Origin of the sequence: Clostridium sp., from assembly GCF_051650885.1 — a bacterium.
In the GTDB taxonomy this organism is placed as follows: Bacteria; Bacillota; Clostridia; order Clostridiales; family Clostridiaceae; genus Clostridium.
Genome location: NZ_JBOFRG010000280.1, coordinates 1 through 17026 on the forward strand (window position 1 = coordinate 1; position 17026 = coordinate 17026).

General features: G+C 29.5%; 14 protein-coding genes. 3 read left to right on the plus strand and 11 right to left on the minus strand.

Annotated features, from left to right (window positions below; translation table 11 throughout):
• The 3 genes from ACRC28_RS13445 to dnaX form a co-directional block, all read right to left on the minus strand.
• The coding region (locus ACRC28_RS13445; RefSeq protein WP_438543959.1) for a hypothetical protein at positions 1 to 474 on the minus strand (474 nt) is incomplete at its 3' end.
• Positions 475 to 622: 148 nt separating this feature from the next.
• Positions 623 to 958: a YbaB/EbfC family nucleoid-associated protein gene (locus ACRC28_RS13450; RefSeq protein ID WP_438543960.1), complete on the minus strand. Its 336-nt coding sequence runs from the start codon at positions 956 to 958 to the stop codon at positions 623 to 625.
• Positions 959 to 1048: 90 nt separating this feature from the next.
• A complete protein-coding gene (gene dnaX, locus ACRC28_RS13455; RefSeq protein ID WP_438543961.1) occupies positions 1049 to 2662 on the minus strand; it encodes a DNA polymerase III subunit gamma/tau in 1614 nt (537 codons plus the stop codon).
• A 303-nt stretch (positions 2663 to 2965) separates the two neighbouring features.
• On the opposite strand from dnaX, the gene ACRC28_RS13460 reads away from it, so the two are divergent.
• On the plus strand, positions 2966 to 3580 hold the full coding sequence (locus ACRC28_RS13460) for a hypothetical protein (RefSeq protein ID WP_438543962.1): 615 nt from the start codon (positions 2966 to 2968) through the stop codon (positions 3578 to 3580).
• Between the two features lie 49 nt (positions 3581 to 3629).
• Here the strand turns inward: ACRC28_RS13460 and ACRC28_RS13465 are convergent, their stop codons facing one another.
• Positions 3630 to 4979 (minus strand): PTS sugar transporter subunit IIC, encoded by a 1350-nt coding sequence (locus ACRC28_RS13465; RefSeq protein ID WP_438543989.1) that lies wholly within the window; start codon positions 4977 to 4979, stop codon positions 3630 to 3632.
• A gap of 73 nt (positions 4980 to 5052) precedes the next feature.
• Positions 5053 to 5613, minus strand: a complete 561-nt coding sequence (locus ACRC28_RS13470) for a hypothetical protein (RefSeq protein ID WP_438543963.1) — start codon at positions 5611 to 5613, stop codon at positions 5053 to 5055.
• Positions 5614 to 5769: 156 nt separating this feature from the next.
• Between ACRC28_RS13470 and ACRC28_RS13475 the strand changes: the two genes are divergently transcribed.
• Complete coding sequence (locus ACRC28_RS13475; RefSeq protein WP_438543964.1) at positions 5770 to 6561, plus strand: thymidylate synthase; 792 nt, start codon at positions 5770 to 5772, stop codon at positions 6559 to 6561.
• Positions 6561 to 7052: a dihydrofolate reductase gene (locus ACRC28_RS13480; protein WP_438543965.1), complete on the plus strand. Its 492-nt coding sequence runs from the start codon at positions 6561 to 6563 to the stop codon at positions 7050 to 7052. Before ACRC28_RS13475 ends, ACRC28_RS13480 begins: the two co-directional genes overlap by 1 nt.
• Before the next feature lie 40 nt (positions 7053 to 7092).
• Here the strand turns inward: ACRC28_RS13480 and ACRC28_RS13485 are convergent, their stop codons facing one another.
• From ACRC28_RS13485 to ACRC28_RS13510, 6 genes are read right to left on the minus strand one after another with little or no spacing between them, the layout of a single operon-like run.
• A complete protein-coding gene (locus ACRC28_RS13485; protein ID WP_438543966.1) occupies positions 7093 to 7839 on the minus strand; it encodes an ABC transporter ATP-binding protein in 747 nt (248 codons plus the stop codon).
• A gap of 6 nt (positions 7840 to 7845) precedes the next feature.
• Positions 7846 to 8886, minus strand: a complete 1041-nt coding sequence (locus ACRC28_RS13490; RefSeq protein ID WP_438543967.1) for a FecCD family ABC transporter permease — start codon at positions 8884 to 8886, stop codon at positions 7846 to 7848.
• Positions 8876 to 9928 carry an ABC transporter substrate-binding protein gene (locus ACRC28_RS13495; protein WP_438543968.1) on the minus strand — a complete coding sequence of 351 codons (1053 nt, stop codon included), beginning with the start codon at positions 9926 to 9928 and terminating at the stop codon, positions 8876 to 8878. Before ACRC28_RS13495 ends, ACRC28_RS13490 begins: the two co-directional genes overlap by 11 nt.
• A 51-nt stretch (positions 9929 to 9979) precedes the next feature.
• A complete protein-coding gene (cobN, locus tag ACRC28_RS13500) occupies positions 9980 to 13816 on the minus strand; it encodes a cobaltochelatase subunit CobN (RefSeq protein WP_438543969.1) in 3837 nt (1278 codons plus the stop codon).
• 5 nt (positions 13817 to 13821) lie between these two features.
• Positions 13822 to 14850, minus strand: coding sequence for an ATP-binding protein (locus tag ACRC28_RS13505; RefSeq protein WP_438543970.1), 1029 nt, complete (start codon positions 14848 to 14850; stop codon positions 13822 to 13824).
• Positions 14851 to 14864: 14 nt separating this feature from the next.
• Positions 14865 to 16793, minus strand: coding sequence for a VWA domain-containing protein (locus ACRC28_RS13510; protein ID WP_438543971.1), 1929 nt, complete (start codon positions 16791 to 16793; stop codon positions 14865 to 14867).
• Positions 16794 to 17026 lie beyond the last annotated feature (233 nt).

Below are 17026 nucleotides of genomic sequence, written 5' to 3' on the forward strand. Positions count from 1 at the left end.
TAGCTTATTTTTTATAAAATACACATATATTAGTTCTGCTAAAAAAACATTCAATATTCCATTAATAATTAGAAATAATATTGTGAATTTATAATAATCTGCAACATCTTTTGTTACTGATAGAAAATATACACTATACATTAATGGAAATATTCCTATAATACTAAATATTATTTCACCTAGGATTATGTTTAACTTAAATTTTTTAATACATACATACCACAAAAAAATCAATTGGATTATATTTATAATACTTATCATCTCTCCATTAAAGAAAATCATCTCCAAAATAATTATAGTCCCTTCTACAATTATTGCTTTTTTTATACCAAAACATAACATTATCAATATAACAAAAACCAATGATATATTTATATTTATTCCAAAAGCTAATTCAACGTCTATTATTCTAAATATTATTGCAAGCATAGTTAACATAATTAATACTACGTCTATCTTAAATTTCTCTCTCATTAGATGCCTCAATTTAACCCTCACCTTTTACATTAATAATAATGTTTACATTATATATATATTTTAACATATATATACATATTTTTCTTCAAGCATTTTTTATTTCAATAAAAAAAAGCTATGCACTTCTCATGCATAGCTTTTTAAACTAAAATAACCCTGGTATATTCATTCCACCAGTTACTTGACCCATTTGACTTGAAGTTTCTTCATCAACTTTTCTTAATACTTCATTTACAGCACTTAGTACTAAGTCTTCTAACATTTCTACATCATCTTCGTCAACAACTTCTGGATTTATTTTTATCCCTAATACTTCTTTTTTACCATTAGCTTTTACAGTAACAGCTCCGCCACCTACTGATGCTTCAAATTCCTTTTCTTCCATGTCTTTTTGCATTTGCTCCATTTTCTTTTGCATTTGTTGAGCTTGCTTCATTAAGTTATTCATGTTACCCATACCTGGGAATCCGCCTTTTGCCATTTTAAATTTCCTCCTTGTTTTAAAAAAATCTATTTTAATTATATAGTATTTGATTAAAGTTTTCTATAATTAATACTATTTAGTAATATACTATTCATCTATTATTTCTAAAAAGTCTTCACCTATAATATTTACTAATTCATCTTCTGCTGACTTTACTTCATCAGCTCCTGCATCAACAGTAAATTCAACTCTTATTCTTGATTTTAATATCTCTGTAAAAACATCATTTACTATTTTATTATTCTCTGGTTTTTCTAATCTATCCTTACTAAAGGAATATTGATTATCATAATTTACTGTAATTACACCACCGCTACATGATACTGGTTTTCCTGTAGTTATAGAAGCATATATTATCATTTGCCTTCTATTTTTAAAGCTTTCTAATATATCTTTCCATGCTCTTTTTACATCATCAATAGTAATTGTACTATTTTCATCAACCGGTTCTGATACAACCCTTTTCTTAGGCGCTGGAGCTTTAGTCTCTACCTTTGTACTTCCTTTTTGTACTTCACTATTCCCCTCTACTGAAGCTACTGCAATTTTTCCTGATTTTAACGCACCTTCAAGCTTATTTATTCTAGCTAAAATAACTTCATTTGATGTATCATATTGTATTTTACAAACCTTTATTACTGATAATTCTAAATAAAGTCTCCCCTGTTTTGTAGCTTTTGCATCATTTTCACATTCTTGAAAAATTCTAATGCATCTCATTATTTCTTCTACTCGTATTCTTTCACTTTGTTCCTTTAAAAGCTTAATATTCTCAAGAGACATATCTAAAACTTCTTCTGGATTACTAGTTACTTTAACCATCATAAGATTTCTATAATGTGCTATCAAATCTTTTATAAATAAATAAACATCTTTTCCTGCATAAACAATTTTATCTATTATTTGTACAGATTTTTCAATATCTCTTTCTATACAGGCAGAAACTATTTGGAATAAGTATTCATTTGTTACAAGACCAAGCATTCCAATTAATTCTGAGTAATCAACCTTACCATCACCCATTGCAATAGCCTGATCTAAAATACTTAAAGAATCTCTCATAGCTCCATCTGAAACTCTTGCTATAAGCTCTAAACTCTTATCCTCTGCAAATATTCCTTTAGCGTCTACAATAGTTCTAAGTCTTTTAACTATTGTTTCATTTCCTATCCTTTTAAAATCAAACCTTTGACACCTTGAAAGAATTGTTATAGGTAACTTCTGAGGGTCTGTTGTTGCTAAAATAAATATTACATTTTTAGGAGGTTCTTCAAGTGTTTTTAAGAAAGCATTTACTGCTCCTGTTGAAAGCATATGAACCTCATCCATAATATATATCTTAAATCTTGATTCTTGTGGTGGATATTTTGCATCATCTATAATATCACGAATCTTATCAACTCCATTGTTAGAAGCTGCATCAAGTTCTGTAACATCCATTAAAAGCCCTTCATCTATCCTTTTACAGTTTTCACACTCATTACAAGGCTCTCCATCTTTTGAATTTAAACAATTTAATGCCTTTGCAAAAACCTTTGCTGTAGATGTTTTACCTGTACCTCTAGTTCCACAGAAAAGATATGCGTGAGCTATTCTATCATTTAATATTTGATTTTTAAGTGTTGTTGTTATGTGTTCTTGCCCTATAACATCCTCAAATGTTTTAGGACGCCACTCTCTATATAAAGCTGTATATGCCAAACTTTGCACCATCCTTTTATAAAATACAAATATGTAAAATTTAATTTATTAAATTCTTCTTTACTATTCATTATACTATAATGAAAAAAAATATTTAAATTTATTTTATATCCTTTTATAATTTTAGCCAATTATTTCTTTTAATAGAATCTTTATAGTATAAAAAAACCTATTTTTTGTAAAAATAAATCTTAGACATAGTATTTTTATATTTTAGATACATTTTTGTAATAGTTTTATATTGTTTTATTCTAATAAAATAATATAAACTTTATTTATAAACTTTGAAAGTAGGGGATAATCTTGAAAAAAAAATTATTACCAAACCAAAAATATAACCTTAGAATCTTTTCTATCGGTTTTATTATAGCAATTATAACTTTAGGCTTAATATTCCTTTCTATACAAAATAATTTCTTATTTGACTTTGGATATAGGGTTCTTCATAAGTTTGGTTCAACAATTGGAACTGTTTGCGAAATACTATTCTTTATAGTTATAGCACTATGGGTACTACGATTAATTATACGATATCTTAATCCAAAAACCTTTAATTTCATTTGGAAACAAACTGATAAAACAAAGCTAAAATTATCTGATGATAGCAAAGAAGGAATCTCTAATTTTCTTATAGCTTACATAAAAAAATTTCTTATTTTTGTTTCTAAAATAATTCAAAAATTCCATGTACCATTAGCTTTAATAGGCTTCATAATAATAATGGTTCACGTATATATATTCCTACACTTAGGATTTAAATGGAATATTGGATATATTTTTGGAGCACTTGCTGCAATAAACCTTCTTATTATATTCTTTTCAGGATTTCTTAGAATATTTAATAAAGGTTTTAAATCACATAAACATTTAGGAATTCTTTTTATAATATTAATGCTTTTACATATCATTTTTATTTAAAAAATAAAAGGCGAACTCCATTTTCAGGAGTTCGCTTATTTTTTATCTTTTACTCATTAGCTCCAACCTTGTTTGCTGCTATTACAAATGGTGTCCAAATTAATACTGATAATAATATTAATCCTGCTGCTAAAATTCCAGCTTTAATATCTCCACCTGTTGTTATAACTGCTGAGAATACTGGTGGCATTATCCAACCTGCATCTATATAGATTCGGTCTGCAAACTGTACGACCTCTGTGAAGAAGTATGCAATTCCAATGCAGATACCTGGTGTAATTACAAATGGTATAAAGTATATTGGATTTAAAACAAGTGGTAATCCAAAGATTACTGGCTCATTAATGTTGAATATACCTGGTGCTATTGCAAGTTTTGCAAGTTCTCTAGATTCTTGTCTTTTTGAGAAGATGAATATAGCTATTAAAAGAGCTAATGTTCCACCTGAACCTCCTGGCATTCCATAAACATCAATAAAGTTTCTTGTTAATGTGAATGTAGCTTCTCCACCTGCGTTAACTGCTTCTAAGTTAGCTATTAATGGTGGCTTGTACATAGTATTTAATGCTGGTTCTATCATGTTTAATCCATGTAACCCAAAGAACCATAAGAATTGTGAAAGTGTTGCTAGTGCTATATAAGTTATTGGTGATTGTCCAAGTGCCATTAAAGGCTCTTGAATAGCTTTTTCTATTAATACCTTTAGCTCTGTTCCAATTCCTGCAACTGTTATTGCATAAACCATACCTGCAAGACTTATAACTATAACCGCTGGTACAACTGCTGCAAATGCTTTTGATACTGCTGGTGGTACTTGTTCAGGCATCTTAATAGTAAAGCCTTTCTTAGTAAACCATACAAAAATTTGTGCACCAATAATTGCAATTAACATACCGGTAAACATAGCGGTTGAGTTAAAGTTGCTATAATGAATCATTCCCCACGACATACCTTCAATTGCTTTTGTTGCTCCTTCTGGAGTTACAGAAACCTTTGCTGTATCTGGCATTATTGTAAAGAATGCTCCTAAACATACTAATGCAGTAGCTAATGGATCAACTTCATAAGTTCTACCAAGAGAATATCCTATTGTTATAACTAAGAATATAGTTGTTAACGCTATAGTTCCCCACCACATATTTGCTGTAAAAGGCACCATATATTTTGTTAAAAATGGCTGTACCGATTCAGCATAACCTGACATTTGATTTAATTTTGCCCCTATTACTGATGTGTCTTGAAATAATACATTTTTTAACAGTGACCCTAAAGCCCCAGCCATAGAAATTGGTAATGTTGCAATAAATCCATCCCTTATTGCACATAATTGCTTTTGACTACCTAACTTTTCTGCGATTGGCATTAAGAATTTTTCTAATCCTGATGCCATCTTGTCCATAAATTTCACTCATATTCCCCCTTTTTATTTTAGGTACTTTAATTGTGATGCTTCAAAAGAAAACTTCTTTTCCCTATCCTGTTATATAATTTCGTTGTTGAAGTTTTAAATTCCATTTTCCTAAAACCTTCTTTGTAACTGGGTCAACTATTTCTGCTGTTATTCCTTCTAATTTCTTATCTTTGCTGCCAAAGACCATTTGAGCTTTACATTTCTTACCTTTCGATACCTTTTCAGCATTAAAATCTTGATAGCCTGCATACTTTTCTAACGCTTCACCATCTTGATCTTTAATTAAAAAGTCACCGCTTGTAATAAATAATTCTCCATCCCCTTCTAATAGTTCGTACTCGTAAGTTATGATAGTTACATCCTTCATATCATCTAGCCCAGTAGTTCTATCAGTAGTTCGTTCAGCCCTGTTAATCATAACGGAATACTTTAATTTTTCTCCCTTTTCATTTTCAGTTTCGAAAACAGCTTTGTACTTCTCCTTCATGTCCATATACTCTTCTTTCTTAGCTTCAATATCTGTCACAACTGGAGGTTTCTCCTCCTGACTTCCACATCCAGCTAATAAAATCGTTATCATAGACATTCCTATAATAGCTTTAATAAATTTTTTAGTTTTCATTTTGCTTCTCTCCAATTAAATGTTACAACCTTATAATAATTATTCACTGTGAAATTCATATGAAATTAAAATTTTTTCCAAAAAAATTTTTTTTATTTTTAATAGTCCATTTTATGATAAAATTAGACATGATTACTTAGAAGGAAGGTGAAACTTATGAGTCTATACGATAAACAATATCTTAACTTAGTAGAAAACATATTAGAGAATGGATATTATGATCAAAATAGAACTGGCGTTGCAACACTTAAATTGCCACATCAAATAATGCAATTTAACTTAGAAAAGGAATTTCCTATTCTAACAACTAAATTTGTTGCATTTAAAACAGCTGTAAAAGAGCTACTTTGGATATATAAAGACCAATCAAATAGTGTAAAAAAACTACAAGAGCAAAACGTTAAGATTTGGAATGAATGGATGATGGAAGATGGAACAATCGGAACATCATACGGCTGGATAGTAAAAAAATTCAACCAATTAGATGAACTTATCCACGCATTAAAAACAAATCCTCAAGATAGAAGAATGATGATAAACCTTTGGCAAATTCCATATCTTGAAACAGGTGCTTTGCACCCTTGTTGCTTCCTTACAATGTGGGACGTAACCGATGGAAAATTAAACTGTATGCTTGTCCAACGTTCAGGTGACGCACCATTAGGAGTACCGTTTAATACAACACAATATGCAGTACTTGTTCATTTAATTGCACAAGTGACAGGTCTTAAGCCTGGTTTATTTACTCATGTTATAAACAATGCTCATATTTATGAAAATCAAGTGGAGGGAATGAAACTTCAACTTACAAGAAGAACTGAAGCTTTTGAAGCTCCTAAGCTTTGGATAAATCCTGAGATAACTGATTTTTATGATTTTACGATTGATGATATAAAACTTGAAAATTATGAATATCATCCTTCAATAAAAATGGAGGTTTCTGTTTAATGCTTTCAATTATTGTGGCTAAAGCCTCTAATAATGCTATTGGTTTAGATAATAAACTTTTATGGCATATATCAGAAGACCTTAAAAGATTTAAGAGTATAACTTCTGGTCATAATATTCTTATGGGAAGAAAGACTTTCGAGTCTCTTCCTGGAATTTTACCAAATAGACATCATTACATCCTAACTAGAGATAAGTCTTTCTCTGTAGATTCAGAAAAAGTTACCGTTCTATATTCAATAGAACAGTGTATTTCTTTATTTCAAAATTCTACTGAAGAAACCTTTGTTATAGGTGGTGGGGAGATTTATAATCTACTTTCACCTTACTGCTCTAAGATGTATATAACTAATGTAAAAAAAGATTTTGATGCAGATACATTTTTTCCACAGATTGATTATTCAAAATGGCAAACTATCCACATTTCTGGTGAACTTGCTGATGAAAAAAGTGGATTAATTTTTGAATTTGTTGATTTAGAAAAACGATAAGCAAAAAGTTCAAGTAGTAACCTTCTACTTGAACTTTTCCTTATATTATGGGTATTATACTATTTTCTACTATTTTTACATCTACATTATATATTTTTTTAATTTGCTCACAAGTCAAAACTTTGTCTGTATAGTCAAATTGAACTACCTTTCCATCTTTCATTAATAATATTTTATCTGAAAAGGCTTTTGCCATATTTAAATCATGTATTATTATCAATATTGTTTTTTTAGATTCTTTTGCTAACTTCTTAATTATTTTCAAAATTTCTATGCTATTTCCTAAATCTAAAAAGCTAATTGGCTCATCTAATATACATATATCTGTTCTTTGTAATATTGCTTTGCATATTAATACCTTTTGCTTTTGCCCACCTGATAAGTCATTAAAATTCTTATCCGTTAAATGTAAAATATTAAATTCCTTCATCAATTCATCTGCTTTTTCAAGCTCTTCTTCGCCAATTTTAAAGCTTATATGTGGCTTAAGTCCTGATAATATTAATTCCATAACTGTTATATTAAAGTTATCACTTAACATTTGTGGTACATATGCTATTTTTTTTGCTTTTTCTTGTAATCCTAGCTTATTAATATTTTCATCATTTAAAAGTATATTTCCTTTATCTAACTTTTCTATACCTAATATATTTCTTATAAGTGTAGTTTTTCCTGAACCATTTGGCCCTAAAATTCCTACCACTTGCCCCTCTTCACATTTAAAGCTTATATCTTTTAAAATTTGCTTTTTCCCATAAGAAAATTCTAAATTCTTTATTTCTAACATTATCTTCTACCTTCTTTTAATTACTAAATATAAGAAGAATGGAACTCCTACAAAGGATGTTATTATCCCTATTGGTAAATCTACTGGATACATAATTGTTCTTGCTATTGTATCTGATAGTAATACTAGTATCCCACCAAATAATATTGCTCCAATTCCAGTATATCTATAATCTCTTCCTAATAAAATTCTAACTACCTGAGGTGCCATTAATCCAACAAATCCTATTATTCCAGTAAAGGCAACTGCTGTGGCTGTAAGTATTGTAGCTATAACAATTGCTAAATTTCTAATCTTATCATAGTCTACACCTAAGCTTATTGCTATATCTCTTCCATATTCCATAATATTAAAATCCCATGCAAATGAAATAACTACAACTATTCCTATTATATCAACCATAGCCATAATTATAACTGCTATCCATGACACATTTGCTATAGAACCCATCATCCAAAAGACTATCTTAGGTAATGCATTTCTGCTACCTGTATATTGTAAAAATGATAGCATTGCTGAAAAAAGATATCCTATAGACATTCCTACTAAAATTATGCTTCCATTTCCTTTTCCTGTTGCCTTCCATATAAAATAAACTAAAATTATTGTTACTAATGCACCAATAAAGGCTGAAATCGGAAGGGCATATTGACCTAAAAATGTTAAATTTCCTCCAAGCACCATACATAATGCTGCTCCAAATGCTGCTCCATTAGATATTCCAAGAGTATATGGACTTACTAATGGATTTTGAAAAACCCCTTGCATTAAAAGTCCTGCTAAGGATAATGCTATTCCCACTAATATATCCATAATTATTCTTGGAAGTCTTAAATCTAATAATACAGTTTTGTCTAATCCACTTACTTCGTTATGCATTCCAAATAAATTGCCTAGCAACTTAAAAATATTTTTAATTCCTCCATTACCACCAATGGAAATTGCTATTATAGTTAATAACACTAAGCTAATGCCTAGTGTTATTAACATAATTATATTCTTTTTCTTTTTTTTATTGTAAAAGCTTTTTAAATTACTAGTTTCCACTATATTCTAATAAACCTTTGCTTGCTGGCTCGCCTAAATCTTTTTGAATTTCTTGCATAACATTTGCTGGATTTATATCTTTAAATTGCTCTGGGTATGCCCATTTAGCAGCATATAATACTCCTGGAATTACGTTAGTATCTGATAATACTAATGTACTATCCATTAAGTGTACATTATTATTTTTTACTGCTTTTAAATCTTTGTATCCTGGTCTTGATACAAGTTCAGTGTATGCTTTTTTAGCATTTTCAGGATTTGTTACATTATTTCCAAGTACACCCATACCATCTGCTTCAAGCTTAATTATCATATCAGGATTTTTACCTAATATCCATGATGGGTTTACTGTTGCAAATTGTCCTTCATTTGCAGCTATATTGTTTATTCCTGCTGCATCTAAGAAGCTTTGTGATGCACTTCCTTTACCTGCTGTTTGGTCTTTTTGGTATTCTTCTATATATGCGCTAACTCTCTTATCTGCTGGTATTTTACTTATTCTTTCTTTTACTAAGTTTAAGTATTTATCTGCTATTTTATTGAATTTAGCTGCTTTTTCTGGTTGCCCTATAAGCTGTCCTATTGCTGTTACATCTGTATTTAATGTAGCAATGTTATCTCCATTTATATAAATTACTTCTACTCCAGCATCTTCTAACTGTTTTACTGCTTTTGGGTTTGTATAATTTGCATATGCTAATACAACATTTGCTTTAAGTTCTAATATTTTAGATACATTTGGGTCTTGCCATGTTCCTGCAACTGTTTTTCCTTTTGCATTTCCTGACTCAGACATCATTTGAGATACACCAACAACTTTACTGTCTCCACCTAACATATTTATAACATTATATGCATCTTGGTCTAAACAAACTATTCTTTGTGGTGCTTCTTTTAATTTAACTTGTTGCCCATTACTTTCAGTTATTGTTAAAGGTCCACTTTCTGTATTGCTTTTTGAGTTATATTTTGCAATTGCAATACCTCCACCTATAACTACTACTGCTGCAATTATTATTGCAATTATACTTTTCTTTTTCATATTTAATTCTCCTTCGTAAATGTAATTTATATAAATTCTTATTAAAATAAGCTATTTAAACATATCTTTTATATTTTCTATGTTTTCTTTAATGTATGATACTTCTTTTAAGTCCACTACATCAATGCTTCCACCTTGATAATTACCTTCTACATCAACCATGCCTTCTTCTATAAAGCCTTCTGTTTCTAAGTAATATTCTTTTAGTTCTTCAATAATTTCATCATCAGTTTCCCAAAGGCCTCTTTCATATGCTTCTATAAGTCTTCTTTCAATTTCTTCTAACGCCCAAGGGTTATTTTCATTAAAGAATTCTCTATTATCATCATCAAATACAAATGTTTTTGTAATTCCATCAAATAATTTATCATCAACTTCATCAGTTGTTGCATCCCAACCATATACTCTTCCTACAAGAGTTGATATTTCTGATGCTCCTGTATATCCATGTTTCTTTTGCCCTTCTATCCATTTAGGATTTATAAGCTTTCCACGAACTACTCTTTCTATTTCTTCACTTAAATCTCTAACTTCTACAGCTAAGCTTTCTCTTGTGTCACCATAGTAAGCCTTAACATTATTTTTAGATAATTTTTTAGCTGCTGCTGTCATTCCTCCATGTGTTGAGAAATATGTGCAACATCCTAGTAAATCATGTGTGTCTGCTGATATTTTGTTATAAGTGATATCTACAGTTGATAATGTATTTTTAAATTCCTCTAAGCTTCTTTTTCCGTAAAGATTTTTTCCATATGAGTATCCATTGTAATACATAAATACATCTGCTATATCTTCTTTTTCTTTCCATGCTGAAGAATATATAAGCCCTGTAACTGCTGAGAAATATGTTCCAGCTTTTGAACCAAATATTCTACTACTTGCAGCTTCAAAGTTTTCAACTTCACCTTTTTCTAAATTTTCTAAAGTATGCTTTCTTACATAGTTCATCTCAATAGGTTCATCTAAAGCCGCTACTGCTCTTATTGCCATATCTAAAATTTCAATTCTTGAGTAGAATGAATCTCTTGTTATTCCTGATATTTTTACAGTAACATCTATTCTTGGTCTGTTAAGTTCTTCAAGTGGAATCACTTTAAATGATTCTACCTTTCCACTTGCTTTCCAAATTGGTTTAACCCCTAAAAGATAGAATAATTGGCACATCCCTTCTCCATCTGACCACATAAAGTCATTTGCCATAAGATACATAGCAAAGTTTTCTGGATATGTTCCCTCTTCTTTTAAATGCTTTTCTATTGTTTTTTCACCTAATCTTTTTCCTATTTCATAAGCTGCTCTAGTTGGTAATGTCTCTGGGTCTAAAGTATAGAAGTTTCTTCCTGTTGGAAGGATATCTTCTCTTCCTTTATTTATTACACCTGCTGGACCACTTTTTATAAAATCTCCATTTAAAGCTTTTATAATTGCCCCAATTTCATCTGATTTTTCAATTCTTTTCTTTATGTCTAAAGTTCTATCTAAGAATTTTATTTCAATTCCAACTAATAAATCTTCATCTATAATTTCATAACCTTTATATATGTTTTTATCTTCTAATAAAGATTTCCCATTTATAAATTGCTTTATTACATTTTTGCTTATAAAATCTAAATCTTGAAGAACACTTGAATTTAATTTTTCATAGCTTCTATTAAACTCATCTGGATTATTTAATAAATATTCTAAATCTAATCCAATGGCTCTTCCTACTAAGTTTCTTAATGATGGTTCATCATAAGATTCATATCTAAGAATAGCATTTATAAAATCTAATAAATTTTCCTCTTCTAAAGGAAGTTCACCTATAATATGTTTTCCACCTTCTAAAGATGTTGCCTTAATAAGACCTATTAATCTAGTAGCTTGAGCTATAACCTTATCTATCTCATTATGAATGTTATCAACCTTTATTTTGCTATCTAAATCAGCTTTCTTTATTTCTTCACCAATCATATGCTCTAAAATATGCTTTTGCCCATTATCTTTAAATTCCATCATTTCATATGAATTTATTAAATTTTCTAACTCTATTAATGGTCCATAAAGTTCCCCATTAGTTATAACAGTTTGCATATGATCTACTATTGTTGCTAATGCTCTTCTTTTTGCTATAGTTCCTTCTGGTGGATTATCTGCATTATAAATATTAAAGTATGGCATATTTCCAATACACATATCTGTATAACAATCCTTGCTAAGTCCTACTGCTTTTCCTGGTAAAAACTCTAAGTTTCCATGTGTACCCATATGAATTAATGCATCACACTTAAACTTTTCTTCAAGCCATCTATATGTTCCTATATATTGATGTGTTGGTGCTACTGCTGGGTCATGTAGTATTTTACAAACTGTTCCATTACAAGTTGGTCCTGAACACCCTCTCTTAGGTTGAACACAAACTACTACATTCCCAAATTGAATTCCTGAAATAATTATTTTTCCATCATAAACCATAGATGGTGGTACATCAAATCTTTCTTCTCCCGGTGGGTTTCCCCAATCTTTTATTATCTTCGCTTTTGCTTCTTCACTAAATTTATTAAACCAAGTCATATATTCTTCTTTGCTTACTAAATCTAGTGCTCCACCTTTTTTAACAATTTCATCAACCGTTGTCCATCTAAACTCTGATATTGCCTTTTTATCTAATATTAATTTAGCTAAAGCCTTTCCGTCCTCTGGAATATCACTTATTTCATATCCTTCATCCTTTAACTTATTTAATATATTAACTACACTTTGTAATGCATCTAAGTTAGATGCTGTTCCTACATTTGCTTCTATTGATGCACAAGGACTGTTATTTAAAATTATCCCTATTTTTTTATCTTTATTAGCCTTTTTCTTTAGTTTTATAAAGTTTATCCCTCTCGAAACGACTTTTTCACATCTTTCTTCTACTGGAACTCTTTTTTCTAAACCATTTTCTTTATAAGTTGCACCTACAAATACTGGCTCTATATTTCCCTCAATTTCCGGAAGTGCTACACTCCATGAAATATCCTTTACTGCACCTTCTAAGCTTTCTTCCCATTCTTCAATTGTCATATTACTTGAAACAATCGGCTTCATTATAGGACAATTTAGCGTGCTTAAAATATTTTCTTCTTCAAAGTCTCCATAGCTTGAATTTCCTTCAACTAAACTAAAGCTTATAAGCTTTATTACAACATCTACAATTCTATTTCCATTTTCATCAAAGAAAAACTCATTTATTGCATTTCCATGTGCAAGTTCTCCATTGTCATTATCTTTATTGTAATATGTAAAGATTGGAACAACTCCATATCCCTTTTCTTCAATTGATCTTATAAACTTATTTTCAATTTCAATATCATTATTTATAAAGTAACTTCTTGATGCAATTATTCCTATATTTCCTTTTTTGCTAAGAGGTTTTTCTTTTAAATATTCATCTCTAGCTTCAAAATATTCTTCAAAGTCAGGGTGAAATAATCCATTCCATGGAATTTCCTTTGGCTTTTCATACTCAAATTCTAACAACTTCTCTTCTGTTAAAATGAATTTAACCATATTTTCTAAATTTCTAATTCCATTTAATGTGAAGTATTCATTTGCTTTAACTCCGATTTCTACTTCTTCTTTAGTTTTTGTAAAAGCTAATAAATCATCCCCCACATAAACTTTTTTCCCTTTACTTTCATGGATAATTCCATCTACTTCTGCCCAAATGCTATCACTAGCTGTTCTATTTAAAATAAGTACATCTGCCTCTTCTATTTCTTTATATAACTTATTTATATTAGCATCTTCACTTAAAAGCTTTGCAGAATATACTGATAAATCTATCATTCCTTTAAACTTTTCTTCTAAAGGCTTCATTGCTATGTAGCTATAATGAAATACTATTGATACTACTTTAATCATAACTTTTAAACCTCCTCAATAGCCTGCAATATATCATCCATTGTAAGCTCTCTATTAACTTCAAAAGGAAGTTTTCTCATTCTATGGAATAAAACTAATGGAGCTGCCTTTAAAATATCATCTCTTTTAACTTCTTTTCTTCCATCTAATGCGGCTATAGTCATAGCTGTTTTCATTAAAGTTAAATCACCTCTATGTCCATCTATGTCAAATTTAATTCCTATCTTCGCTATAAGTAAAAGTAATTCATCACTTATCTCTACATCTCTTACAATATTTCTTGCTTTTATTATTTTTTCTCTTAATTCATTTTCTAATGGCTCAAACTCTTTTAAGAATTTATTTGGGTCTTTATCAAATTCCCCTCTATTCTTAATTACCTTTATTCTTTCTTCTGGATTTCTTATTCCTTTTACTTGTACTGATAATCCAAATCTATCTAATAATTGAGGTCTTAATTCTCCCTCTTCAGGATTCATTGTTGCTACTAATATAAATTTAGCAGGATGAGAAAAAGATACACCTTCTCTTTCAACTGTATTTACACCCATAGCTGCTGAATCTAGAAGTAAATCTACAATATTATCATCTAAAAGATTAATTTCATCTACATAAAGAATTCCTCTATTAGCTTCACCTAAGATTCCAATTTCAAATCTTTTTTCTCCAGTTTTAAGAGCCTCTTCAATGTCTAAAGAACCTACTACTCTATCTTCAGTTACCCCTATAGGTAACTCTACTACCTTCATTTTTCTAAATTCTTCTTCTAAAACCTCGCCCTTTTCTATTCTATTACGGCATTCTATACAAAGATTTTCTTTATCGTGAATATCACAACCAAATCTGCATCCTTTAACAACGCTAATATCTGGAAGTAAATTTCCAAAACCTCTAAGTGCTGTTGATTTTGCTGTTCCTTTTTCTCCAAATACTAATAATCCACCAACATTTGTGTTAACTGCATTTATAATAAGGCCTTCTTTCATTTCTTCTTGACCTATAATTCCTGTAAATGGGTATACTATTCTTTTCATGATACCTTCACCTTCTATTCTTTAATTTTATTTACGCTACCTAATATGTCATCCTTTTTTAGGTTTTCTATATGTAAATATTCACCATTCATTGTTTCACTTAAGGTTTTTGCTAAATTGAAGCTTAGCATTCCCTTCTTTTCTACATCTAAAACAATTGTTTTTATCTCTTTATTTTTTTCAATCTCTTTTCCTATCATAAGCATTTCTTCTTTTGGTCTCATGTTTCTATTCATAGCTACATTTCCTTTTCCATCTGAAATAACTACTAAAATAGGCTTTATTGAATCATCATTTCTAAGCTCTTTTTTTATTAATTCTAACCCTTTAACAAGTGCTGAATTTAATGGTGTTTTACCACCTGTTTTTATCTCTTTTAATAGCTTATATCCACGCTCTACACTATTCGTTTTAGGTAATACAACCTCTGCCTCTTGTCCTCTTGCTAAGACTAAAGATACATAATCACGCTTTACATAAGATTCCTTAAGTATAGAAAGAATTGCTCCCTTAACCTCAATCATTCTTTTATTAACCCCTAAAGATCCACTTGAATCCACAATAAAAACTATAAAACTACTACTCTTTCTTTTTCTAACTTTTCCACGAATATCTTCTTTTATTATTTTTATTGCCATCCCATTTTTCTCACGGCTTTTTTGGTAAGGTGCTGCATATCTTATAGTATCTAAAAGTGCTATATCATTTCCTATAACCTTATTACTTGATCCTACATATCTTCCTCTATTATCTTTTGAATTACTGCTTATTCTTTTTCCTCCACCTTTTCTTTTTTTCTTATCTTTATTTAAAAGAAACTCCTTAAGCTTTAATTCATCACCTATTTCAAAAGTCTTTGTTTCTTCACTACCTTGTGAATTATTTGAATTACTTGAATCATCTCTATCTTTTCCTGATTCAGTTTCTTCTTTCTCTTCTTCTCTACTTTCTTCAGGCTTATCATTATTCTTTTCTGAATTATTTGATTCATCTTCTTTTTCTGAATCCTCTAATTCTTCTTCATTCTCTGAACTATCTTCCTGTTCTTCTGAATGGTCATTTTCCTTTTCTTTCTCTTCATTATCTTCTTTTTCTTCATCTGGAAACCTAGTAAGTCTATGTGGTAATACATAGCTTGCTGCTTCTAAAACATCTTCTTCTGTTACAGTTTCTCTTCCACTTAAAGCTGCTATTCCTATTGCTACTTTTCTCATATATATATCAGCTCTATGTCCAATTACTCCATAATCTAAGCATATCTTAGCAATTTTTTCTAATATCGCCTCATCAGTTTTAACCTTTAAAACTGCTTCTTTTGCCTTTAATATTTCTTCAAAAATAGCTTTTTCTTTTTCTCTATACTTTAAAATAAATTTAACCTTATCTTTTTCGTATTCTGCTACTCTTTTTAATATATCAACTCTTAAATCCTCTTCTTTAGTTGATTGAATGTCTATGTACATTGGAAATCTATCTAAAAACTCACTTCTCAGTTCGCCTTCCTCTTTATTCATTGTTCCAATTAAAATAAATTCATTTTGCCTATATGCCTTACCTTCTGCATATGTATGTCCGTCTATCGAATCTAATAAAAGATTTACAATTCTATCCTCTAATAGATTTATCTCATCAATATATAAGATATTATCTTTAGCTTTTTGTAGAAGTCCTTTTTCCTTTATCATCTTACCTTCAGTTATGGTCTTTTCTATATCTATATTTCCAAGAAGTGCATCCTCAGTTATATTAAGAGGTAATGTAATCACCCTTTTTAAAGATATATTTTCTAAAGCTCTAACTATAGTTGATTTGGAAACGCCTTTTTCTCCTACTATTAAAATCCCTCCTATAGTATCATCAATCAAATTTAAAATTAATGCTCTCTTTAATTTTTCTTGACCTACTACAGCCTCAAAAGGATATCTATTTAGAAAATTCTTCATAAAACAAATTCCTCTCTTTTTTATTTATACTTTAAAATTAATAATCTTAATTTCTTTTATTTTCTGAATTTGTATAAATCCATTGTATATAAAAAATATATCTATTATTTGAACAGTTGTTTTTACTCTTCTTTGCCATATTTATAATGTATTATAGGTATTTTTAACACTCTTTAATTAATTAAAAGTTAATTATTAACAAAAACTTAATCCCTCACTTTATTATAATTATT